Source organism: Clavibacter michiganensis subsp. tessellarius, from assembly GCF_021922985.1.
GTDB classification, from domain to species: Bacteria; Actinomycetota; Actinomycetes; order Actinomycetales; family Microbacteriaceae; genus Clavibacter; species Clavibacter tessellarius.
The window spans coordinates 158496-181328 of record NZ_CP040788.1 but is presented as its reverse complement, the minus strand read 5'-3'; the positions used below and the strand labels follow the sequence as shown (position 1 = coordinate 181328).

Sequence of the window (22833 nt, the reverse complement as noted above, 5' to 3'; positions counted from 1 at the left end):
TCCGTGAGACTCGTCGTGCTGGGGGGCCCGGATCTCGGGTCGCGCAACAGGGCGTCGTCCATCTGTGGTGAGCAGACGACGCCGGGGGCGGATCATCCCGGTGCTCGGGTCATCGGGATGACCGGAGAGGCGCGGAGGCGTCCGGTGGATCACCGGCCTCCGCGTCTCTCAGCGCCCGCAGGCCTCGACCCGAGGCGAGCGACCGTCTACGCGGCGCCTCGGGACCGTCAGGGGCGCGGGCGCGGGATCTCGAGCCAGAGGTCGACCTCGTCGTCGAGGCCCTCGGTGCCGAGCAGGCTCGCGCTGCCGTCGCCGGCCACGCTGAGCCCCACGACCGTCACGGCGGTGTCGGATCCCTCGGGCACGGTCCGCGCGATGATCTTGTCCGCGCGCGTGTCCCGCACGGCCTCCGCGAGGCGGTCGAGCACGATGTCGCGCGTGGCGTCGTCGAGGTCGTCGATGCCGCCCTCGTCGAGGAGCGTGACGACGGTGCCGCGGCGGCGGGCGAGCATGACCTGCTCGCGCACGGCGTCGTTGAGGAGCGTCCGCCCGCGGATCTCGTCGCGGATCGCGCCCTCGAGGTAGAGGCACTCCTGCCGCTCCTCGGGCGACAGGTCGCCCCCGGTCTCCACGATGCGGCGGAGCATCGGGACCGCCATGCGGCTCGTCTGCCGGAGCCGGAACTGCCGCTCGTAGAGGTGCGCCTCCTGCGCGGCCTGCCAGTCGGCGGCCTCCCGCTCGGCCCGGTGGAACTGCCGCGCGTCCCGGGCGGCCTTGGACAGGGCGTGGGCGAGCACGTGGGAGACGGCCACCCAGAGCGCGCTGCCCGTGACGCCGTAGTCGACGAGCCCGCCCGGCCCCGCCCAGAGCACCGTCTGGATCGCGAGGACCAGCACGCCGGCCCACGCGAAGCCCTGCCGGCGGCGGGCGGACGTGATGGTCATCAGCGTGCCCACCGCCGCGATGTGCCAGGTCGAGAAGGGCGGCGTCGCCCCGGCGGTCAGCTGGCTCGTGACGAGGATCGGCATGACGATGCCGACGGCGAGGTTGAAGGCGGCGAGCCACGCGGGCATGACCGTGGGGCTACGCGGCCAGAGGCTCATGCCGGTCGCGACGACGTAGAGGGCGATCGCGAGCAGCGTGATGGCCGGATCCGCGGGGGCCGCGATGGCGACCAGCCCGAGGACGACGTGGTACGCGGAGAAGAGCGCCGCGAGGCCCAGGATGATGGAGCGCGGGACGACGATCATCGGGCGCTCCCGTCGCCCTCGCGCGCGGGGGCCCCGGGCGGCGGTCCGTCGACGGCCGCGGGTGCCGGGCCGGGCCCCGGCTCCCCGTCGGGCGCGGGCCACCGGATGCGGACCGCGGTGCCCTCCCCCGGCGCCGAGTCGATCGTGACGACGCCGCCCGCCTGCGCCACGCGCTCCTTGATGGAGACGCGGAGCCCGAGACGCTCGGTGGGGATGCGCCGCTGGTCGAAGCCGGCCCCGTCGTCGACCACGTCGATGGCGACGCCCTGCTCGCCGTGGCCCGCGATCACGAGGCGACGCGTGATCGACTCCGCCGACGTGCCCGCGTGCTGGAGGCTGTTCATCATGGCCTGCACCGCCGCCGAGTAGATGGCCTCCGCGGTCGCCACGGGCACCGTGCGCGTGCCGAGGTCGCGCGTCTCCAGCACGAACGGGGCGGACAGGGCCGACGCGGCGTCGACGATGCGCTTCGCCACCGCGCGCAGCGGCACCGCGGCGTCCTCGTCGGTGCCCTGCTCGGCGGCCGAGAGGTGGCCCATGGCGTTGGCCGCCATCACGGCGGCGAGCTCGCGGCCGGCCGGATCCGCGGTGCGCGCGGCCGAGAGCAGCGTCGTCAGCACGCTGTCGTGGACGATCGCGTCGACCTGCACGCGCTCGACCTCCGTGGCGTGCTGCCGGACGGCGTGCGAGTAGCGGGTGAGGGCCGTGCCCTGCGCCCAGTCGACGCCGAGCGCCGCCTGCCGGAGGACGGTCACGAGCATCAGCACCGAGCCGCCCAGGATGATCGAGTAGAGCGCCTGCAGGAACGAGTCCATGGGCGTCACCCCGCCGTGCCGCACCACCACCTCGAGGACGCTGAGCAGGAGCGGCGCGGCGACGGTGTAGATCACCGCGATCCACAGCCGGAACGCCATCGCCGCGCACGTCGTCGCCACGGTGAGCTCCTGGTAGAGGAACGGCTGCGGGATGGCCGCGTAGGTCGCCGGCTCGATCGCGAGGGGCCAGGTGACGAGGCCCAGGACGAACACGACGGCCACCGTCGCGTGAGCGGGCACCACGCCGCGGCGGATGACGCCGGCGACGCAGGTCCAGACGAGGCCGCCGAAGAAGAGGGCGAGGAAGGCGGCGCTCCACGCGGGCCGCATGTCGTCGAGCTGCTCGAGGATCACCTGCACGGACTGCAGCGCGAAGAGGAGGCCGAACGCGCCGGCGCCACGGCCGAGGATGGTCTCGATGCGGGCGAGGCTGATGGGGTTGTCGGGCGTGCGCGGCGGCTCGCCGGCGCGGGCGCGCGTCACGGGTGCCGCGTTCAGCGGCGCGCTGGCCGGTGGGCTAGCGGGCATCGCCGCCGTCCTGGTCCAGCCCCGGGAGGATGCCGTCCTCCACGGCGCGGCGCAGGAGGTCGACCTTCGTGGGCGCGGGGCGCCCGACCTCGACGTACTTCACGCGGATCCGGTCGAGGTACTCGCGGGCCGTGCTGTTGGCGATGCCGAGCTGCTGGGCGACGAGCTTCAGCGGGAGGCCGGAGGCGTACAGGTGGAGCACGTCGCGCTCGCGGCGGCCGAGCTGGGCCTTGGCGAAGTCGCGGTCGGCGTCGATCGCGGTGGCCCACTCGAGGTTGTTGAGCACGTCGCCGCGCGCGACCGTGGCGACGGCGGCCATGACGGTCTGCGTGGCGGACGACTTCGGGATGACGCCCGCGGCACCCGCGGCGAGCGCCTCGCGGACGCTCGCGACGCGGTCGGCGATGCTGTGCACGAGCACCGCGGCCCCCGTGCCCTGCGCGGCCTTGACGTTGTCGGTGACCGACGAGCCGTCGCCGAGCGACAGGTCGAGGACGACCACGTCGCACTCGCGGCCGACCAGGCCGTCGACGAGCTCGCGGGCGTTGGCGGCGGCGAGGATGAACTCGTAGCCGGCGTCGAGGCACGCGGCCTTGAGGCCGAGGCGCACCGACTCGTGGTCGTCGACGACGGCGACGCGCACGGGAGGCCGTGCCTCGGTGGCGGGAGCGGATCCCTGCGTGGTCTCGGTCATCCGGATCCCCCTCGTCGCGTGCCCGCCGGCGTGCGCCCGCGGTCCCCTCGCCCACTGTAACGCCCGCCACCGCGGCCGCCGGGTGCCCGGCGGCCGTCGCCCGAGCCCGGCCCACCCGTCCGGCCCACGGCGCGGATCAGGACGCGGCGGGCACCAGCACGGCCACGCTCTCGACGTGGTGCGTGTGCGGGAAGAGGTCGAAGGAGCGCACCGAGCGCAGCTCGTAGCCGCGCTCCGCGAAGAGCGCCACGTCGCGGGCGAGCGCCACCGGGTCGCAGGCCACGTACACGACCTGCGCCGGGTGCAGGTCGACGAGCGCGTCCACCACGGGCTTCTTCGCGCCGGCGCGCGGCGGGTCCAGCACGACGGTCGCGCCCTGGAGGCGACGGCGCTCGGCGGGGCTCGCCTCGCGGGCCAGCTTCTGCAGGTAGCGGTCGACGCGCGCGGTGAGCGACGCGGCACCCACCCACTCGGCGAGGTTGTCGCCCGCGAACTCGGTGGCGACCTCGTCGCTCTCCACGCTCGTGATCCGCACCGTGTCGCCGAAGCGGTCGCCCACGGCGGCGGCGAGCAGGCCCACCCCGCCGTAGAGGTCGAGGTTCGCGGCGCGCGGGTCGAACAGGGCCTCGTCGATCGAGGACTGCACAGCGTCGTACAGGGTCTCGGCCGCGCGGCGGTGCACCTGCCAGAAGCCGCCCGCCTCCAGCTTGAACTCGCGGTCGCGGACGCGCTCCGTGATGGTGTCGCGGCGCTGCGGCTTGCCGTCGATGAGCAGCATGCGGACGTGCCCCTCGGCGGGCGCGACGAGGTCGACGCCCTCGACCCCGGGGAAGCGCTGGCCGAAGGGCGCGGCGCCGTTCACGCCCTCGGTCGCGAGCGGGAGGGACCGCACGGGGATCACGCGGTGCGAGCGCGAGGCGTACGGGCCGACGCGGCCGTCGTCGTCGACGTGCAGGCTGACGCGCGTGCGCCAGCCGAGGCCGCCCGCCTCGTCGTCGCCGGGGAGCGCCTGGACCTCGACGTCGCGGTCGACGCGCGCCATGCGGGAGAGGGAGTCGACGACGACCTGGCGCTTCAGCTCGCGCTGGTGGGCGAGGTCGATGTGGCCGAGCTCGGCGCCGCCGACCCGGTCCTCGGGGGCACGGTCGACGGAGGCCTCGGCCCACACGTGCGGGCGGCGGTGCGGGGACGCGTCGAGCACCTCGACCGTGTCGGCGCGCCAGAACGACTTCTTCGAGTCCTCCGTGATGCGCGCGCGCACGCGCTCGCCGGGGATCGCGTCCGAGACGAAGATCACCCGGCCGTCGTGCCTGGCGACGGAGACTCCCCCGTGCGCGATGTTGGTCACGTCCACCTCGACCTCGCGGCCCACCTGCTCACCCATGCGGCAACCCTGACACACCGGGGAGCGGCACGATCACACGAGCGACGGCGGACGGCGACCCGGACGCACCGGGAGGCGGCACGATCACACCGGCGACGGCGGACGGCGACCCGGACACACCGGGGAGCGGCACGATCACACCGGCGACGGCGGACGGCCCGACCGCGCATGCCACGATGATCCGATGACGACGCGCCTGCACCTCGCCTCCACATCCCCCGCCCGCCTGGCCCTGCTGCGGTCCGCGGGCATCGAGCCGGTCGTGCTGCCGTCCGAGGTGGACGAGCCCGCCGCGGTCGCCGCCGCGGAGGCGGAGCGCGGGCCGCTCGCGCCGGACGACATGGTGCAGCTGCTCGCGCGCGCCAAGGCCGAGGCCGTCGTCGGCCAGCTCGTCGCCGGCCGGCCGATCACGGGCCTCGTGCTCGGCGGCGACTCCGCGTTCGAGATCGACGGCGTCGTGCACGGCAAGCCGCACACGGTCGAGCGCGCCACCGAGCGCTGGCGGGCGCAGCGCGGCCAGGAGGGCCGCCTGCACTCCGGCCACTGGCTGATCGAGGTGGCCGACGGCCGCGTCGTCCACGGCGTGGGGCGCGCCGCCGTCGCCGACGTGCGCTTCCGGGCGGACATCGACGACGCCGAGATCGACGCCTACGTCGCCACCGGCGAGCCGCTCCTGGTGGCCGGCTCCTTCACCATCGACAGCCTGGGCGCGGCCTTCATCGAGCGGATCCAGGGCGACCCGAGCACGGTCGTCGGCCTCTCGCTCCCCACGCTGCGCGCGCTCGTGCGCGAGCTCGGCGTCGCGTGGCCCGACCTCTGGAACCGCCAGGGCGCCGTCGAGGCGCGCCTGCTCGGATCCGACACCGCCTGACCTCGGCTGCCAGGCTCGCCGGCGGGCGGGCCTCAGCCCATCCCGAGGACCTCGATGCGGTCGGCGAGGTACGCCGCGAGCGGCCGCGTCTCGTGGGCGTTCGGCCCCCACTGCACGCGCAGCTCCCGGCCGCGCAGCGACAGCGGGCCGGATCCGCGCGCGAGCGACTCCGCGTCGAGCGCGATCGGCTCCCAGTCGAAGTCGACCGCATCACCCTCCGCGAACGCGCGCACGGCCTGGCGCCGCGCCTCCTTGCGCGCCTCGACGCCCGAGTCGAGGCCCTGCGAGCGCGTCGGCTCGACGGCGCGGGTGATGCTGCCGGTGCGGCGGAGGGATCCGTCGGCCGAGAGCAGCAGGACGCCGAGCCGCCACGCGCGGCCCACGGGCACCATCGCCGGCTGCCGCTTGATGGGCCCGAACGAGCGCTTGGCCCGCACCTCGGCGAGCGCCTCGTCCGGCGAGCGACGCGCCTGCAGCTCGGCCACCGTGCGGTCGAGGAGGTCGGCGAGGTCGGCCGCGGCGGCCCGCGCGTCGTCGTCGCCGGTGCCGGATGCGGTCATGCGTCGATCATGCCAGGGCCGCGTCCCGGCGCGGCCTTTGTCGACGCGCGCACTCCGACGGCCCGGATGTCTGTGGCGACCCTCCGGAGCCGGGCCGATCCAAGACCCTAGGCTGGGGTCCCATGACGCGTGTGAACAAGGTCCTGATCGCCAACCGAGGCGAGATCGCCGTCCGCATCATCCGGGCGGCGAGGGACGCGGGGATCGGCTCGGTCGCCGTCTACGCCGACCAGGACCGCGACGCGCTGCACGTCACGCTCGCCGACGAGGCGTACGCCCTCGACGGGCAGACGAGCGCGGAGACCTACCTCGTCATCGCCAAGATCCTCTCCATCGCCCGCCGCTCCGGCGCCGACGCGGTGCACCCCGGCTACGGCTTCCTCGCCGAGAACGCCGACTTCGCGCAGCAGGTCATCGACGCGGGGCTCATCTGGATCGGCCCCTCCCCGAGCGCCATCGAGCAGCTCGGCGACAAGGTCACCGCCCGCCACGTGGCCGAGCGCGTGGGCGCGCCGCTCGCGCCCGGCACGCTCAACCCGGTCTCCGGCGCCGCCGAGGTCCTCGACTTCGTCGACGTGCACGGCCTGCCGGTCGCCATCAAGGCGGCGTTCGGCGGCGGCGGCCGCGGCCTCAAGGTCGCCCGCACGCGCGAGGAGGTGCCGGAGCTGTTCGAGTCCGCCACCCGCGAGGCCGTCGCGGCGTTCGGCCGCGGCGAGTGCTTCGTGGAGAAGTACCTCGACCGCCCGCGCCACGTCGAGACCCAGTGCCTCGCCGACTCGGCCGGGAACGTCGTCGTCATCTCGACCCGCGACTGCTCGCTGCAGCGCCGCCACCAGAAGCTCGTGGAGGAGGCGCCGGCGCCCTTCCTCACCGAGGAGCAGAACGCGCAGCTCTACGCCGCGTCGAAGGCGATCCTCCGCGAGGTCGGCTACGTCGGCGCCGGCACCTGCGAGTTCCTCGTCGCGCAGGACGGCACCATCTCCTTCCTCGAGGTCAACACGCGCCTCCAGGTCGAGCACCCGGTCTCCGAGGAGGTCACGGGCATCGACCTCGTGCGCGAGCAGTTCCGCATCGCCGCGGGCGGCCTCATCGACTACGACGACCCGGCGCCGCGCGGCCACTCCTTCGAGTTCCGCATCAACGGCGAGGACCCGGGCCGCGGATTCTTCCCCGCGCCCGGCCCCGTGCACGTGTTCCAGGCGCCCGGCGGCCCCGGCGTGCGCGTCGACTCCGGCGTCCGCGCGGGCGACGAGGTCTCCGGCGCGTTCGACTCGCTGCTCGCCAAGCTCATCGTCACCGGATCCAGCCGCGAGGACGCGCTCGAGCGCTCGCGTCGCGCCCTCGACGAGTTCGAGGTGCAGGGCCTGCCGACCGTGCTGCCCTTCCACCGCGCGATCGTGCGCGACGCCGCCTTCGCGCCGGCCGACGGCGCCCCGTTCTCCGTGTACACGCGGTGGATCGAGACGGACTTCGACAACACCATCGAGCCCTGGTCGGGCGCGCTCGAGGACGCCGCCGAGGCGCCCGCGCGGCACACGGTCGTGGTCGAGGTGGGCGGCAAGCGCATCGAGGTGAGCCTCCCCGAGGACCTCGCGCCCGCGACCGGCGGCGCGTCCTCCCGGCGCGGCGCGGCGGCCCCCGCCCGGCGCAAGCAGGCCGGCGCCGTCGACACCTCGGGCGGCGGATCCGTCACCTCGCCCATGCAGGCCACCGTCGTCAAGCTCGCCGTCGAGGAGGGCCAGCAGGTCGTCAAGGGCGACCTCCTCGTGGTCCTCGAGGCGATGAAGATGGAGCAGCCGCTCACCGCGCACCGCGAGGGCACCGTCACCGGGCTCGCGGCCGAGGTCGGCCAGACCGTCCCGTCGGGGCACCGCCTGCTCGACATCGTCTGATCCCGCCGCACGCGACGACGGCCGGTCCCCGCGGGGGCCGGCCGTCGTCGCGTGCGGGCCGCGGGCACGGCCGGAGGATCAGAGCACGATGTGCATGGCGCGCGCCGCGTCGGAGATGCTCCCCGACAGCGACGGGTAGACCGTGAACGCGCGGGCCACGTCGTCGACCGTGAGGCGGTGCTCCACCGCGAGCGCGAGCGGGAAGATCAGCTCGCTCGCCTTGGGGGCCACGATGACGCCGCCGATGACCGTGCCGGAGCCCGTGCGCGCGAACAGCTTCACGAAGCCGTCCTTGACGTTCTGCATCTTGGCGCGGGGGTTCGACGCGAGCGGGAGCTTGTAGATGTCGCCCTGCGCGAGCCCCTCCTCGATCTGCTTCTGCGACCAGCCGACCGTGGCGATCTCGGGCTGCGTGAAGATGTTCGACGTCACGTTGCGGAGCTCGGTGGGGCTCACCGCGTCGCCCATCGCGTGGTACACGGCCGTGCGCCCCTGCATCGACGCGACGGACGCGAGCGGCAGGAACGTCGTGCAGTCGCCCGCGGCGTACACGCTCGGCACCGAGGTGCGCGCGACGCGGTTCACGCGGATGTGGCCGGAGTCGCTCAGCTGCACGCCCGCCTCCTCGAGGCCGATGCCCGCGGTGTTGGGCACGGACCCGACCGCCATGAGGCAGTGGCTGCCCTCGACGACGCGGCCGTCCGAGAGCGTCGCGACGACGCGGTCGCCGTCGCGCACGACCGACTCGGCGCGGGACTTCGACAGCACGGTCATGCCGTTGCGCGTGAAGACGTCCTCGATGACGCGGGCGGCGTCGGCGTCCTCGCCGGGCAGCACCTGGTCGCGGGAGGAGATGAGCGTGACCTTGGCGCCGAGCGCCGTGTAGGCCGAGGCGAACTCCGCGCCCGTGACGCCGGATCCCACGACGATGAGGTGCTCCGGCACCGAGTCCATCGTGTAGAGCTGCGTCCAGGTGAGGATCCGCTCGCCGTCGGGCTTGGCCGTCGGCAGGATGCGCGGGCTCGCGCCCGTGGAGATGACGGTCGTGTCGGCGTCGATCTCGTCGAAGTCGGTGCCGGCTCCCCCGCGGCCGGTGGAGACGATGATGCGGTTCGGCCCGTCGAGCCGGCCCTCGCCCTGCACGATGCGGACGCCGGCGCGGATGAGGCTCGACTTCATGTCCTCGGACTGCTGGCGGGCGAGGCGGAGGAGGCGGTCGTTGACGGCCTGGAGGTTGACGGCGACCTCGGGGCGCACGGGGCGGCGGCTCTGCTCGCCGCGGGAGAAGAACTGCACGCCGAGGTCGGCGGCCTCGCCCAGCGCGTTCGTGGCCTCGGCGGTGGCGATGAGGGTCTTCGAGGGGACGACGTCGGTCATCACGGCGGAGCCGCCCACGCCGACGCGCTCCACGAGCGTGACCTCGGCGCCGAGCTGGGCTCCCGCGATGGCCGCCTCGTACCCGCCGGGGCCGCCTCCGAGGACGGCGATCCGCTGGTTGGCCTCGAACTCGTATCCCATGCGCACATCATCCCGCAGGCCCGCGGCCCGCGCGAACCCGTCGCCCGGCGCCTCCCACGGCACCGCCGTGGCCGCCCGGGCCGCGGGGTCACGCGCATTTAGGATCAGGGCATGACCTACAGCAACCCCCTCGAGTCGCCCGACGCCGACCCCCAGGAGATCGCGCGGCAGGCGGCCCGGCAGATCGCCGAGCTCACGGGCGTCGAGCGCCACGACATCGCCCTCACCCTCGGCAGCGGATGGGGGCGCGCGGCGGATCTCATCGGCGAGACCACCGCCACCATCCCGGCCACCGAGGTCGTCGGCTTCTCGAAGCCCGCGCTCGAGGGCCACGTCGGCTCGCTCCGCAGCGTGCTCCTGCCGTCCGGCCGCCGCGCCCTCGTCATCGGCGCGCGCACCCACTACTACGAGGGCCACGGCGTCCGCCGGGTCGTGCACAGCGTCCGCACCGCCGCGGCGACCGGCGCGACCACGATGATCCTCACCAACGGCGCGGGCGGCATCAAGCGCCACTGGACGCCCGGCACGCCCGTCCTCATCAGCGACCACATCAACCTCACCGCCGACTCGCCGCTCGAGGGCGCGACGTTCGTCGACCTGACCGACCTCTACTCGGCCCGCCTCCGCGCGATCGCGCACGAGGTGGAGCCCGACCTCGACGAGGGCGTGTACTGCCAGTTCCGCGGCCCGCACTACGAGACGCCCGCCGAGGTGCGCATGGCCGAGGTCATCGGCGGCCACATCGTCGGCATGTCCACCGCGCTCGAGGCCATCGCCGCGCGCGAGGCCGGCATGGAGGTGCTCGGCATGTCGCTCATCACGAACCTCGCCGCCGGCATCCAGGAGACGCCGCTCAGCCACGAGGAGGTCATCGAGGCCGGTCGCGCCGCCGAGGGCCGCATCGGCGGGATGCTCGCCCGCATCGTGGGCGCCCTGTGAGCCGCGAGGAGACGCAGGCGCTCGTCGCCGCCGCCCGCGCGTGGCAGGCGCAGGACCCGGATCCCGTCACCCGCGCCGAGGTGGACGCCCTCCTCGCGCGCGTGGCCGGCACCGCGACCGACGCCTCCGCGGCCGACCGCGAGCAGGCCGCCCAGGACCTGCGCGACCGCTTCCAGTCCCGGCTCCAGTTCGGCACCGCGGGCCTCCGCGGGGAGCTGGGCGCCGGCCCGAACCGGATGAACCGCGTCCTCGTGGCGCAGGCCGCCGCGGGCTTCGCCGACTACCTCCGCAGCCGCAGCCCCCGGCCGAGCATCGTCGTCGGCTACGACGGACGGCACAACTCCCGCGTCTTCGCGGAGGACACCGCCCGGATCATGGCGGGTGCCGGCGTCCGCACGGTGCTGCTCCCCCGCGCGCTGCCGACGCCGCTGCTCGCCTACGCCGTGAAGCACCTCGCGGTGAGCGCCGGCGTCATGGTCACGGCCTCGCACAACCCCGCGCGCGACAACGGCTACAAGGTCTACCTCGGCGACGAGGACCACGGGTCGCAGATCGTCAGCCCCGCCGACCGCGACATCGCCGCCTTCATCCACAAGGCCGCGGGCGAGCGCACCGTGCAGCAGCTGCCCGTCGCCGACGACTACGAGATCGCGCCCGAGTCGCTCGTCGACGCGTACGTGCGGGAGGTGGCGGACCTGTTCGCCGCCCCGCTCGCGCCGCTCACGTGGGTGTACACGCCCCTGCACGGCGTCGGGTGGGAGACCGCGGCGCGCGTGTTCGACGCGGTCGGGGTCGACCGGCCGATCGTCGTGGCCGCGCAGGCGGATCCCGACCCGGACTTCCCGACCGTCGCGTTTCCGAACCCGGAGGAGCCGGGCGCGCTCGACCTCGCGTTCCAGGCGGCCATCGCCGCGGACGCCGAGCTCATCATCGCCAACGACCCCGACGCCGACCGCCTGGCCGTGGCCATCGCGGACGAGCACGGCGCCTGGCGGCGGCTCTCCGGCAACGAGGTCGGCATGCTGCTCGGCCTCGGCATCGCCGAGCGCTACACGGCCGACGGCAACACGGGCACGTTCGCGTCGAGCCTCGTCTCCTCCCCCGCGCTCGAGGTCGTCGCCCGCGAGCTGGGCTTCGGCTACCGCGAGACGCTCACGGGCTTCAAGTGGATCTCGCGCGCGCCCGACATCGTCTACGGCTACGAGGAGGCGCTCGGCTACCTCGTGGCGCCGTGGATCACGAGCGACAAGGACGGCATCTCGGCCGCCGTCGCCGTGCTGCACGGCGTGCTGCTGCTGAAGTCGCGCGGGCAGACCATCGACGACTACGACCGCGAGTTCGCCGAGCGCTTCGGCTCGTTCGCGAGCGACCAGATCTCGGTGCGCGTCACCGACCTCGCGGTCATCCCGCGCATCATGGCGAAGCTGCGCCAGGACCCGCCGACCCGGATCGGCTCGCGGCCGGTCGAGCGCATGGACGACCTGGCCGACGGCTTCGGCGACCTGCCGCCCAGCGACGTGCTCCGCTTCCACCTCGGCGACGGCGCCCGGCTCATCGTGCGCCCGAGCGGCACCGAGCCCAAGGTGAAGGTGTACCTCGACGCCCAGAGCACCGAGGGCACCGTCGCGGAGCGGCGGGACGCGGCGCGCGCGATCATCGCCGACCTCGCCGAGGCCGTCCCGCACCTGCTCGAGGTCTGAGCCGGAGGATCCGCGGACCGTCCGGCGGTCCGCGGATCTTCTGCTGCCCTTCACTGGTAGTGGCGCTATCAGTGGGTTAGCCTCGCGGCATGCGCATCACCGAGCTCGCCGAGCGGACGGGCGTCCCGCCGGCCACCGTCAAGTACTACGTCCGCGAGGGCCTGCTGCCGGCGGGGACCCGCGTCGGCGGCAACCGCACCGACTACGACGACGAGCACGCGCGGCGGATCCGGCTGGTCCGCGCGCTCATCGACGTCGGCCGGCTGCCCGTCGCCCGGGCCCGCGAGGTCCTGGCCGTGCTCGACGACGACGCCCGCCGCGTGCAGGAGGTCTTCGCGGTCGCGCAGGACGCCCTCACGCACGGCCCGCCGGCGACGGAGCCGCCCGTGCCCGACGCGCTCGCCCGCATCGACGCGGTCACGGAGGAGGCCGGCTGGTGCGTCCTCGACGGGCATGCCGGCCGGGCGCAGGCGGCGCGGGCGGTGGACGCCTTCGCCCGCTCCGGGCATCCGGTGCAGGACGCCTACCTGGCGCGCTACGCCGAGGCGGCAGGCGTGCAGGCGCAGGCCGACCTCGCGGCGGTGACCGCCCGGCCGGACCGCACGGCGATGGCCGAGCTCATGGTCGTCGGCACTGTCCTCGGCGACGAGCTGGCCGCCGGGCTCCGCCGCATCGCGCAGGCCGCGGTCGCGCGGACGACGGGGGCCGCGTCGTGATCCGCCGCGCCTTCGGCTGGCATCGGCCGCTCATGGCCGTCGCCGCGCTCATGGCCGTCGTCGCGGTGGCGTGCCTCGTGGGCGGCCTGGTCGACCACCGGGTCGTGACGGGCGCGCCCGTGTGGGACAAGCCCGCCAAGTTCTCGCTGTCGATCCTCGTCTACGCCGTCTCGTGGGCCTGGCTCATCGCGCGGCTCCCCCGCTTCCGACGGCCGGCGCACGTCGTCGGGACCGTGGTCGCGATCGCGCTCGTCGTGGAGCAGGCGGTCATCGTGGGCGCGGCCGCCGCCGGGACGACGAGCCACTTCAACGTCACGACGCCGCTGGCGACCGCGCTCTGGGGCGTCATGGCGGCCTCGGTCACCGTGCTGTACGTGTGCGCCCTCCTCACGAGCCTGGCCGTGCTGCGCCTGCGGCTGCCCGATCCGGCGCTGACGCTGGGGATCCGCGCCGGCGCCCTCATCGCGCTCGTCGGCATCGGCCTCGCGTACCTCATGACCTCGCCGACCGCGGCCCAGCTCGCCGACTTCCACGGCGTGTCCGGAGCGCACGCGGTGGGGGCGGAGGACGGCGGTCCCGGGCTCCCCGTGCTCGGCTGGAGCACCACGTCGGGCGACCTGCGGATCCCGCACTTCGTCGGCATGCACGCGCTCCAGGCGCTGCCCGTCGCGGCGCTGCTCCTCGGGCTCGCGGCGCGGCGGATCCCGGCGCTGGCGCCCGACCGGGTGCGCGTGCGGCTGACGGCGGTCGCGGCCGTCGCCTACCTCGCGGTGGTCGCGCTCGTCACCGCGCAGGCGCTCGCGGGGCAGCCGATCACCGGCCCGTCGCCCGCGGTGCTGGCGGCCGGCACCGCGATCGCCGGCGCGGCCCTGCTGGCGGCCGGGATCGTCGTCGCGCGCGGCGGCGCGGTGCACCCGGCGGCGGCAAGCGCGGCGACGACAGGCTCAGCCACGGCAGGCGCGACCACGCCCGACGGGGCACCCGCCGACGCGGCGCCGTCCCCCGCCGGAGCGGGTCAGCCGAGCGCGGCGTCGAGCTTGGCCGAGATCTCCTCGAGGTCGAAGTAGTTCTCGATCACGACGACGTCGGCGTACGTGGCGCCGATGCGGTCCACCAGCTCCGGCGACGTGAGGATGACCTGCGCGTCCTCGCCGATCGACGCGACGCTCGAGAGGTCGGCCGCCGTGACGTCCGCCTCGATGCCGAGGCGCGCCAGCGCCCGCTCGGCGTTGACCTTGAGGATCCCGGACGTGCCGATCCCCACCCCGCAGATCGCGACGACCTTCATGCGCCCTCCTCGCCGGCCATGACGCGCCGGACCTCCTCGACCGTGGTGGCGGCGCGCAGCCGCGGGATGGCGGTGGCGTCGTTGAAGATGTTGGCCATGTCGGCGACCGACGTGACGTGCCGGTCGACCGTGGTGACCGCGAGGCCGACGATGACGTCGACGGGATCGTTGTGCGCGTGCCCGAACGACACGGGCTCCCGCAGCGTGACCACCGCGAGGCCGTCCGCGAGCGTCTCCGGCCCCGGTCGCGCGTGCGCCAGGGCGAGGCCCGGGGCGATGACGACGTAGGCGCCGAACTCCTCGATGACGCGGATCATGGCGTCGGCGTAGTCGGCCGTGGCCGCGCCCGAGCGCACCAGCGCGTCGCCCGCGAGGCGCACCGCGGCGCGCCAGTCGGCGGCCTCGGCGCGGAGCGTGACGGCGTCGTCCGGGAGCGGTGGGAGCACGTGCGGCCTCTCTGGTGCGGGGGGACGATGACGGGCCGACGGCCCCTTGCTACAGGCGGGCGAACCCGTCGGAGATGATGTCGGCGAGCGCCTCGCGCTCCTCCAGCGGGAGGAAGGCCGCGGCCGCCGCGTTGAGCTGGAACACCTCGTGGTCGTCGAGGTCGTAGGCGAACGCGTCCGTGAGGAGCGCGAGCTCCCGGCTGATGCTGGTGCCGCTCATGAGGCGGTTGTCCGGGTTCACCGTGACGGCGAAGCCGAGCTGGTAGAGCAGGTCGAACGGGTGGTCGACCATCTGGTCGCCCCAGGCCTCGATGGCGCCGGTCTGCAGGTTCGACGACGGGCTGAGCTCGAGCGGGACGCCGCGGTCCTTCACCCACTGGGCGAGCGTGCCGAGCGTGACGAACACGTCCTCGCCCTCCTCGCTGTCGATCTCGATGTCCTCGGCGATGCGCACGCCGTGGCCGAGGCGGAGCGCGCGGCCGTCGAGCAGGGCGCCGCGGATGGACTCGAGGCCGTCGGCCTCGCCCGCGTGGATCGTGCGGGGCATCCACTCGCGCGCGAGCAGGTCGAACGCGCCCTGCATGCGGGACGGCGGGAAGCCCGCCTCGGGGCCGGCGATGTCGAAGCCGACGACGCCGCGGTCACGGTGGCGGACGGCGAGCTCGGCGATCTCGGTGCCGCGGTCGAGGTGGCGCATGGCGCTCACGAGCTGGCCGACGCGGATGGATCCGCCCGCCGCCTCGACGCCCTCCTCGATGCCGGCCTGCACGGCCTCGACGACCGCGTCGAGCGACAGGCCCGTGGAGAGGTGCTGCTCGGGCGCCCAGCGGATCTCGCCGTAGACGACGCCGTCCTCCGCGAGGTCCTCGACGAACTCGCGCGCGACGCGGGCCAGGTGCTCCTCGGTCTGCATGACCGCGATGGTGACGTCGAACGTCTTCAGGTAGTCGACGAGCGATCCGGAGTCGGCGCTGGTGCGGAACCACTCGCCGAGCGCGTCCGCGCCCGTGGCGGGGAGCTCGAGGCCGATCTCGTCGGCGATGTCCACGATCGTCGCGGGGCGGAGGCCGCCGTCGAGGTGGTCGTGCAGGGAGACCTTGGGGAGGTCGCGGTACGACCCTCCGCCGGGCAGCGTGGAGTCCTCGGGAGCGATCGTCATGGGACGAATCTACTAGCCTCGACGAGGCCCGCGACGAGGTCGTGAGCACACTCATCATCGGGGCGCGAGGCATCGTGCCGCCCGAGCCGCCGGAGGACCCCGTGCCCGTCAAGATCCTGATCGACTGCGACCCCGGGCACGACGACGCCCTCGCCCTCATGCTCGCGCACGGCAGCCCCGAGGTGGAGCTCGTCGGCATCACCACGGTCGCCGGCAACCAGACGCTCGACAAGGTGACGCGGAACGCGCTCGCGGTCGCGACCGTCGCGGGGATCCACGGCGTGCCCGTCGCCGCCGGCTGCGCGCGCCCGCTCGTGCGGCCCGTGATGACGGCGCCCGAGATCCACGGCGAGACCGGCCTCGACGGGCCCGAGCTGCCGGAGCCGACGGTGGCGCTCGACCCGCGGCACGCGGTGGACCTCATCATCGAGACGGTCATGTCCCACGCACTCGGCGAGATCACGCTGGTGCCGCTCGGCGCCCTCACGAACATCGCCCTGGCCGTGCGGCGCGAGCCGCGCATCGTGGAGCGCGTCAAGGAGGTCGTGCTCATGGGCGGCGGCTACCACCACGGCAACAGCACGGCCGTGGCGGAGTTCAACGTCGCGGTCGACCCCGAGGCCGCGCACATCGTCTTCGGCGAGGCGTGGCCCGTGACGATGGTCGGCCTCGACCTCACGTACCAGGCCACGGCGACCCCCGAGGTCATGGCGCGCATCGCGGCCCTCGGCACCCCGGCCGCGCGCTTCGTCGTCGACTCGATGGAGTCGTACGGCCGCGCGTACCACGACCGGCAGGACTTCCCGAGCCCGCCCGTGCACGACCCGTGCGCGGTGGCGCGCGTGATCGACCCGCGACTCGTCAGCGTGCGGCGCGCGCCGATCTCCGTCGAGCTGACGGGCACCCACACGACCGGCATGACCGTGGCGGACCTCCGCCGGCCGGCGCCCGCGGGCTGCACGACGCAGGTGGCCGTCGACCTCGACCACGCCGGGTTCTGGGACGTGGTGGTCGACGCGCTCGAGCGCATCGGCTGACGCGGGCGCGGGTGCCGGCCGTCGTCCTGCGACGGCGGCCGGCCCCGGATCAGCCCTCGGCGGTGATGCGCTCCCGCACGAGCGGGCCGCGCGCGACGTGCTCCTCCGGGTCGCCGACGCGGTAGGCGCCCTCGAGCGACTCGAGCGCGCGCGCGAACCGCTCGGGTTCGTCGGCGGACAGCGTGAAGAGCGGGTCGCCGCGGCGGACGGCGTCCCCCGGCTTGACGTGCAGGTCGACGCCCGCGGCGTGCTGCACGGCGTCGCCCTGGCGCGCGCGCCCGGCGCCGAGGCGCCAGGCCGCGATGCCGAACGGGAGCGCGTCCTGCCGCACGAGCACGCCGTCGCGCTCCGCGGTGACCACGTGGGTCTCGCGGGCGACGGGCAGCGCGGCGTCCGGATCCCCGCCCTGCGCCCGCACGGTGGCGCGCCACGAGTCCATGGCGCGTCCGTCGCGGAGGGCGTCCTGGACGTCGGCGTCCGGGATCCCGACCGCCGCGAGCATCTCCCGCGCGAGCGCGACCGTGAGCTCCACGACGTCGGCGGGACCGCCGCCCGCGAGCACCTCCACGGACTCGCGCACCTCGTTGGCGTTGCCGATGGCGAGGCCGAGCGGCACGTCCATGTCGGTGAGGAGCGCGGTCGTCCGCACCCCCGCGTCCGTGCCGAGCTCGACCATGGTGCGCGCGAGCTCGCGCGACCGGTCGATGTCGGTCATGAAGGCGCCGCCGCCGAACTTCACGTCGAGGACGAGCGCGCCCGTGCCCTCCGCGATCTTCTTGCTCATGATGCTCGAGGCGATGAGCGGGATCGCCTCGACCGTCCCCGTGGTGTCGCGCAACGCGTAGAGCCGCTTGTCCGCGGGCGCGAGGCCGCTGCCGGCCGCGCAGACGACGCCGCCGTGGTCCTTCATCTGCTGCACCATCTCCTCGGTGGAGAGGTCGGCGCGCCAGCCGGGGATCGACTCGAGCTTGTCGAGCGTGCCGCCCGTGTGGCCGAGGCCGCGGCCCGAGAGCTGCGGCACCGCGACGCCGTAGGACGCGACGAGCGGCATGAGCGGGAGGGTGATCTTGTCGCCCACGCCGCCCGTGGAGTGCTTGTCGACCGTGGGCTTGCCGAGCTGCGAGAAGTCGAGCGTCTCGCCGCTCGCGATCATGGCGAGCGTGAGGTCGCGGATCTCGGTGCGGTCCATGCCCCGCAGCAGGATCGCCATCGCGAGCGCGGCCATCTGCTCGTCGGCCACGTAGCGGTCGGTGTACGCCGCCACGAGCCAGTCGATCTCGGGCGTCGAGAGCCGGCCGCCGTCGCGCTTCGTGCGGATCAGGTCGACGACGTCGTACGCGGCGCTCACGCGCGGTCCCCGTACGCGTCCAGCGTGCTCGGCCCGAAGGCGTCGGGCAGCACCTCGTCGATGGTGCGGATCCCCGACACGGTCTCCAGCAGCATGCCCGGCACCGCGTGCTCGAACAGCAGCTGCCGGCAGCGTCCGCACGGCATGAGGATGTTGCCGTCGCCGTCCACGCAGGTGAAGGCCACGAGCTGGCCGCCGCCGGTGAGGTGCAGGACCGAGACGAGCGCGCACTCGGCGCAGAGAGTGAGGCCGTAGGAGGCGTTCTCGACGTTGCAGCCGGTGATCACGCGGCCGTCGGTCGCGATGGCCGCGACGCCCACGGGGAACCGCGAGTACGGGACGTACGCCCGGCCCATGGCCTCGTGCGCCGCCTCGCGGAGCGATCCCCAGTCGATGCCGCCCGACCCCACGGGCTCCCCGGCGCTCACGACTTCACGTAGGGCTTGCCGGCGGCGGCCGGGCCGCGCACCTGCCCCACCAGTCCGGCGACCGCGGCGATGGTCACGACGTACGGCAGCATCAGCATGAACTCGCTCGGCACGGGCGACCCGATGACGCCGAGGACGTTCTGCAGGTTGCTCGCGAAGCCGAACAGGAGGGCCGCGAGCGTGGCGCGCAGCGGATCCCACCGGCCGAAGATGACCGCGGCCAGCGCGATGAAGCCGGCGCCCGCCGTCATCTCCTTGTTGAACGCGCCCACCGAGCCGAGGGTGAAGAACGCGCCGCCGAGACCCGCGATCGCGCCCGCCAGGGACACGTTCCAGAACCGGGTGCGCGCGACTTTGATGCCGACGGTGTCGGCGGCCTGCGGGTGCTCGCCGACCGCGCGGAGGCGGAGGCCCCAGCGCGTGTGGAAGAGGCAGTACCAGACGAGGAACACGGCCACGTACATGAGGTAGACGATGATCGTCTGCCGGAAGAGCACGGGACCGATGATCGGGATCTGGCCGAGGAGCGGGATGTCGATCCGGTCGAAGCGCGGCGGCGAGTTGAGCCGCTCGGGGTCGGCCGAGAGCACCTGCGAGAACAGGAAGCTCGTGAGGCCCGTGACGAGCACGTTGAGCACGACGCCCACGATCACCTGGTCGACGAGGTACTTGATCGCGAACGCGGCGAGCACGAACGAGACCAGCATGCCGGCGACCATCGCCGAGGCGAGCCCGATGAGCGGCTGCCCGGTGATCGACGCGACGACCGCCGAGACGAAGGCGCCGGCGAGCAGCTGCCCCTCGATGGCGACGTTCACGACGCCGACGCGCTCCGAGAGCACGCCGCCGAGCGCGCCGAAGATGAGCGGCACCGACAGGCTCACGGTGCCGACGAGGAGGCCGGGCACGGGGATCGTCTGGCCCGCGGACGCCCAGGTGAGGAACGCGACGAGGAAGAGGATCGCGAAGACGGCCGTGAACCACAGCTGCACCTTCGCGGCGCGGCGCACGAGCACGGCCGAGACCACGGTCATCACGGCCAGCGCCACCGTGACGGCGATGCCGGTCGCGGCGGTCGGCAGCACGAGGGGCGCCAGCTGGATGAGGTCGGTCCCGGTGGAGAGGCCGAACGTGCTCGAGCCCTCGCGGCCGAGGAGCACGAAGAGGACGAGCGAGATCACCGTGAAGACGCCGAAGGCGACGGGCGCCTTCCAGCTCGTCGTCACGGCGCGCTCGAGGGCCGCCGCCTGGGGGTCGTGCGCGGCGGGCGCCTGCGCGGGGGTGGTCGCGGTCACGATGCCGTCGCCGCCTTCCGGATCCGGGTGGTGCGGCGCGCCTGACCCGGCGCGGGGAGGCGGAAGACCGCCCGCACGAGCGGGGGCGCCGCGATGAACAGGACGATGAGCGACTGGACGACCACGACGATGTCGATGGGCACGCCCTCGGCCGCCTGCATCGAGAACCCGCCGGCCTTGAACGCGCCGAACAGGATGCCGGCGACGAAGACGCCCCACGGCCGGCTGCGGCCGAGCAACGCCACCGTGATGGCGTCGAAGCCGATGCCCGCGTCGATCCCGGAGCTGAAGCCGGTGGTGACGGTGCCGAGCACCTGGCTCGCCCCGGCGAGGCCCGCGAGCCCACCGGAGATGAGCATGGCGTAGAGGTACGAGTTCTTCACGTCGATGCCCGCGACCCGTGCCGCGCTGGGGTTCTCGCCCACCGCGCGGAACCGGAACCCGAGGCCCGAGCGGTTGAGCAGGTACCAGACCACCACGGTCGCGACGACGACCACGAGGAAGCCCGCGTGCAGCGAGTAGCCGTCGCCGAGGAGGGCGGGGAACACCGCGCTGTCCTTCATGCCCGGGGTCTTCGGGTTGTTGGACCCGGGCGCCTGCAGCAGGCCCGGGGTCCGCAGCAGGTAGGAGAGGAGGTAGAACGCGACGTAGTTGAGCATGATCGTGACGATCACCTCGTGCGCGCCGGTGCGCGCCTTGAGGAGCCCGACGATCCCGCCCCAGAGCGCACCGCCGAGGATGCCGGCGCCGACCGCGAGCACGAGGTGGATCACGGGCGGAATGTCGAAGCTGAAGCCGACCCAGCCGGCGCACGCGGCGGCGATGAGCATCTGCCCGCGCGCGCCGATGTTGAACAGGCCCACGCGGAACGCGAGCGCGACGCCGAGGCCGGCCGCGATGAGCGGGGTGGCGAAGGTGAGCGTCTCGGTGAGCGGCTTGATGCCGTTCGCGAAGCCCGGGCGGCGGAAGTTGTAGATCGACCCCTGGAAGAGCGCGGAGTACGCGCCCGACGCGGCGTCCCACGCCGCGCTCAGCGTGTCGGTGGGGCGCTGGAAGAAGTAGACGGCGGCGGTCTGGACGCGCTCGTCGGTCACGGCGATGAGCAGCGCGCCGACGATGAGCGACAGCACGACCGCGAGGACGGACAGCAGCGCGCTGCCCGACGCGATCTCGCGGAGGACCTGTCCGGCGCGCGACCCCTCGGCGTCGCGGCCGGAGCCGTCGGCGGGGGCGGCGACGTCCACGGCGGTCACGCCCGCGGGCGCCTCCGCGCGCGTGGGGTCGCCCACGGATCCGGCCTCGCGACCGGACGCGGGCAGCTGTCCGGCGGACGGGTCCTCGGGGCCCGTGCCCTCGGGACGAGTGGTGTCGTCGGTCATGCGGTGCGCCCTCCGGCGGTCGTGGGGGTGGGGACGGATGCGGGGACCTCGCCGGCCATCATCAGGCCGAGCACGTCGCGCGGGGTGTCGCCCGGGACGATGCCGACGATGCCGCCGCGGTACATCACGGCGATCCGGTCGGCCAGCGCCGCGACCTCGTCGAGCTCCGTGGAGACGACGATGACCGGCAGGCCGCGGTCGCGGGTCTCGACGACGCGCGTGTGCACGAACTCGATGGACCCGACGTCGAGGCCGCGCGTGGGCTGCGCGGCGACGAGGAGCCGCAGCTCGCGGCTGAGCTCGCGCGCGAGCACGACCTTCTGCGCGTTGCCGCCGGACAGGCGCCCGACGTGGGTGTCGATGCCCTGAGTGCGGATGTCGAACTCGCGCACGCGGTCGCGCGCGAACTCGTCGAGGTAGGCGAGCTTCAGGGATCCGGCCACCACGAACGGCGGGCTGTCGGACCGGTCGAGCATGAGGTTCTCGGCGATCGTGAACTCGGGGACGAGGCCGTCCTCGTTGCGGTCCTCGGGCACGAAGCCCACGCCCGCGTCGAGCACGCGGCGCACGGAGCGGCCCGTGAGGCGCGTGCCGTCGAGGTCGATGGTGCCGGTGACGCGCGCCTGGAGCCCGAGGATCGCCTCGGTCAGCTCGGTCTGGCCGTTGCCCTGCACGCCGGCGATCGCGAGGATCTCCCCCGCGTGCACCTCGAAGCTCACGCCGTCGACGACGACCTGGCCGGCCGCGTCCACCACCGTGAGGTCGCGCACGACGAGGGCCGCGTCGCCGGGCGTCGCCGCGGCCTTCGCGACCGTGAGCGAGACGCTCCGACCGACCATGAGGGAGGCGAGCTCGGCGTTGCTGGCGGTGGGCTCGGCCTCGCCGACGACCTTGCCGAGCCGGATGACCGTGATGCGGTCCGCGACCTCGCGCACCTCGCGCAGCTTGTGGGTGATGAAGACGATGCCCGTGCCCGCGTCCCGCAGCTGCTTCATGATGACCATGAGCTCGTCGGTCTCCTGCGGCGTGAGCACGGCGGTCGGCTCGTCGAACACGAGCACCTTCGCGTCGCGCGACAGCGCCTTGATGATCTCGACGCGCTGCTGCACGCCCACGGGCAGGTCGTCGACCAGAGCGTCGGGATCCACGTCGAAGCCGAAGCGGGCGGAGATCTCGCGCACCTTCGCGCGGGCCCCCGCCAGGTCGAGCCGGCCGCCGAGCTTCGTCTCCTCGTGGCCGAGCATGACGTTCTCCGCGACCGTGAAGACGGGGATGAGCATGAAGTGCTGGTGCACCATGCCGATGCCGGCGGCCATCGCGTCGCCGGGTCCGGCGAACCGGGCCACCTCGTCGTCGAGGAGGATGTCGCCCTCCTCCGCCTGGTACAGGCCGTAGAGCACGTTCATCAGCGTGGACTTGCCGGCGCCGTTCTCGCCCAGGAGGCAGTGGATCTCCCCCGGCTGGACCACGAGGTCGATGTGGTCGTTGGCGACCAGGGCGCCGAAGCGCTTGGTGATGCCCCGCAGTTCGAGCTTCATCGGATCAATCCGTTCGGTGGGTCGGGTGGACACGCGGCGGGGGGACCG

The 22833-nt window shown here is 74.1% G+C and carries 21 protein-coding genes; 7 read left to right on the top strand and 14 right to left on the bottom strand.

What is annotated here, in order from left to right:
- Positions 1-227: 227 nt before the first annotated feature.
- From FGG90_RS00795 to FGG90_RS00780, 4 genes are all read right to left on the bottom strand, one after another.
- Entirely contained in the window at positions 228-1250 is a 1023-nt protein-coding gene (locus FGG90_RS00795; RefSeq protein ID WP_094126068.1) for a hypothetical protein, read from the bottom strand.
- On the bottom strand, positions 1247-2593 hold the full coding sequence (locus FGG90_RS00790; protein WP_237583482.1) for a sensor histidine kinase: 1347 nt from the start codon (positions 2591-2593) through the stop codon (positions 1247-1249). The genes FGG90_RS00795 and FGG90_RS00790 overlap by 4 nt, the downstream gene beginning before the upstream one ends.
- Entirely contained in the window at positions 2583-3287 is a 705-nt protein-coding gene (locus FGG90_RS00785) for a response regulator transcription factor (RefSeq protein ID WP_094126069.1), read from the bottom strand. Before FGG90_RS00785 ends, FGG90_RS00790 begins: the two co-directional genes overlap by 11 nt.
- 136 nt (positions 3288-3423) lie before the next feature.
- Positions 3424-4671: a class I SAM-dependent RNA methyltransferase gene (locus tag FGG90_RS00780; protein ID WP_094126070.1), complete on the bottom strand. Its 1248-nt coding sequence runs from the start codon at positions 4669-4671 to the stop codon at positions 3424-3426.
- 184 nt (positions 4672-4855) lie between these two features.
- On the opposite strand from FGG90_RS00780, the gene FGG90_RS00775 reads away from it, so the two are divergent.
- Positions 4856-5542 (top strand): Maf family protein, encoded by a 687-nt coding sequence (locus FGG90_RS00775; RefSeq protein ID WP_094126071.1) that lies wholly within the window; start codon positions 4856-4858, stop codon positions 5540-5542.
- 32 nt (positions 5543-5574) lie between these two features.
- Here FGG90_RS00775 and FGG90_RS00770 read toward each other — a convergent pair whose 3' ends face one another.
- Positions 5575-6102 (bottom strand): hypothetical protein, encoded by a 528-nt coding sequence (locus tag FGG90_RS00770; protein ID WP_094126072.1) that lies wholly within the window; start codon positions 6100-6102, stop codon positions 5575-5577.
- 122 nt (positions 6103-6224) lie between these two features.
- Between FGG90_RS00770 and FGG90_RS00765 the strand changes: the two genes are divergently transcribed.
- Positions 6225-7994 carry an acetyl/propionyl/methylcrotonyl-CoA carboxylase subunit alpha gene (locus FGG90_RS00765; RefSeq protein ID WP_094126073.1) on the top strand — a complete coding sequence of 590 codons (1770 nt, stop codon included), beginning with the start codon at positions 6225-6227 and terminating at the stop codon, positions 7992-7994.
- Between the two features lie 78 nt (positions 7995-8072).
- Here the strand turns inward: FGG90_RS00765 and FGG90_RS00760 are convergent, their stop codons facing one another.
- The gene (locus FGG90_RS00760) at positions 8073-9512 is read right to left on the bottom strand and encodes an NAD(P)H-quinone dehydrogenase (RefSeq protein ID WP_094126074.1); all 1440 of its coding nucleotides are present in this window, start codon (positions 9510-9512) and stop codon (positions 8073-8075) included.
- Positions 9513-9623: 111 nt separating this feature from the next.
- On the opposite strand from FGG90_RS00760, the gene FGG90_RS00755 reads away from it, so the two are divergent.
- The 4 genes from FGG90_RS00755 to FGG90_RS00740 all read left to right on the top strand — a co-directional run bounded on the left by FGG90_RS00755 (position 9624) and on the right by FGG90_RS00740 (position 13934).
- Positions 9624-10451 (top strand): purine-nucleoside phosphorylase, encoded by an 828-nt coding sequence (locus tag FGG90_RS00755; RefSeq protein WP_094126075.1) that lies wholly within the window; start codon positions 9624-9626, stop codon positions 10449-10451.
- Positions 10448-12151, top strand: coding sequence for a phospho-sugar mutase (locus FGG90_RS00750; protein WP_094126076.1), 1704 nt, complete (start codon positions 10448-10450; stop codon positions 12149-12151). The genes FGG90_RS00755 and FGG90_RS00750 overlap by 4 nt, the downstream gene beginning before the upstream one ends.
- Positions 12152-12240: 89 nt before the next feature.
- The gene (locus FGG90_RS16100) at positions 12241-12867 is read left to right on the top strand and encodes a MerR family transcriptional regulator (protein WP_094126077.1); all 627 of its coding nucleotides are present in this window, start codon (positions 12241-12243) and stop codon (positions 12865-12867) included.
- Positions 12864-13934, top strand: coding sequence for a hypothetical protein (locus tag FGG90_RS00740; protein WP_094126078.1), 1071 nt, complete (start codon positions 12864-12866; stop codon positions 13932-13934). The genes FGG90_RS16100 and FGG90_RS00740 overlap by 4 nt, the downstream gene beginning before the upstream one ends.
- Here the strand turns inward: FGG90_RS00740 and FGG90_RS00735 are convergent.
- The 3 genes from FGG90_RS00735 to FGG90_RS00725 are packed head-to-tail and all read right to left on the bottom strand — an operon-like array spanning position 13883 to position 15760.
- Positions 13883-14155 (bottom strand): PTS sugar transporter subunit IIB, encoded by a 273-nt coding sequence (locus tag FGG90_RS00735; protein ID WP_094126079.1) that lies wholly within the window; start codon positions 14153-14155, stop codon positions 13883-13885. The genes FGG90_RS00740 and FGG90_RS00735 overlap by 52 nt on opposite strands.
- Positions 14152-14601: a PTS sugar transporter subunit IIA gene (locus FGG90_RS00730; RefSeq protein WP_094126080.1), complete on the bottom strand. Its 450-nt coding sequence runs from the start codon at positions 14599-14601 to the stop codon at positions 14152-14154. Before FGG90_RS00730 ends, FGG90_RS00735 begins: the two co-directional genes overlap by 4 nt.
- 49 nt (positions 14602-14650) lie before the next feature.
- On the bottom strand, positions 14651-15760 hold the full coding sequence (locus FGG90_RS00725; protein WP_094126081.1) for an adenosine deaminase: 1110 nt from the start codon (positions 15758-15760) through the stop codon (positions 14651-14653).
- Positions 15761-15861: 101 nt separating this feature from the next.
- Between FGG90_RS00725 and uriH the strand changes: the two genes are divergently transcribed.
- Positions 15862-16797: a uridine-preferring nucleoside hydrolase UriH gene (gene uriH / locus FGG90_RS00720; RefSeq protein WP_094131148.1), complete on the top strand. Its 936-nt coding sequence runs from the start codon at positions 15862-15864 to the stop codon at positions 16795-16797.
- A 49-nt stretch (positions 16798-16846) separates the two neighbouring features.
- Here the strand turns inward: uriH and FGG90_RS00715 are convergent, their stop codons facing one another.
- Genes FGG90_RS00715 through FGG90_RS00695 form a run of 5 tightly spaced genes read right to left on the bottom strand, consistent with a single transcriptional unit; the run spans position 16847 to position 22785 of the window.
- Entirely contained in the window at positions 16847-18145 is a 1299-nt protein-coding gene (locus FGG90_RS00715; RefSeq protein WP_094126082.1) for a thymidine phosphorylase, read from the bottom strand.
- Positions 18142-18573 (bottom strand): cytidine deaminase, encoded by a 432-nt coding sequence (locus FGG90_RS00710; RefSeq protein ID WP_094126083.1) that lies wholly within the window; start codon positions 18571-18573, stop codon positions 18142-18144. The genes FGG90_RS00715 and FGG90_RS00710 overlap by 4 nt, the downstream gene beginning before the upstream one ends.
- Positions 18570-19868, bottom strand: a complete 1299-nt coding sequence (locus tag FGG90_RS00705) for an ABC transporter permease (protein WP_094126084.1) — start codon at positions 19866-19868, stop codon at positions 18570-18572. The genes FGG90_RS00710 and FGG90_RS00705 overlap by 4 nt, the downstream gene beginning before the upstream one ends.
- Positions 19865-21247: an ABC transporter permease gene (locus FGG90_RS00700; protein ID WP_210433004.1), complete on the bottom strand. Its 1383-nt coding sequence runs from the start codon at positions 21245-21247 to the stop codon at positions 19865-19867. Before FGG90_RS00700 ends, FGG90_RS00705 begins: the two co-directional genes overlap by 4 nt.
- The gene (locus FGG90_RS00695; RefSeq protein ID WP_094126085.1) at positions 21244-22785 is read right to left on the bottom strand and encodes an ABC transporter ATP-binding protein; all 1542 of its coding nucleotides are present in this window, start codon (positions 22783-22785) and stop codon (positions 21244-21246) included. The genes FGG90_RS00700 and FGG90_RS00695 overlap by 4 nt, the downstream gene beginning before the upstream one ends.
- Positions 22786-22833 lie beyond the last annotated feature (48 nt).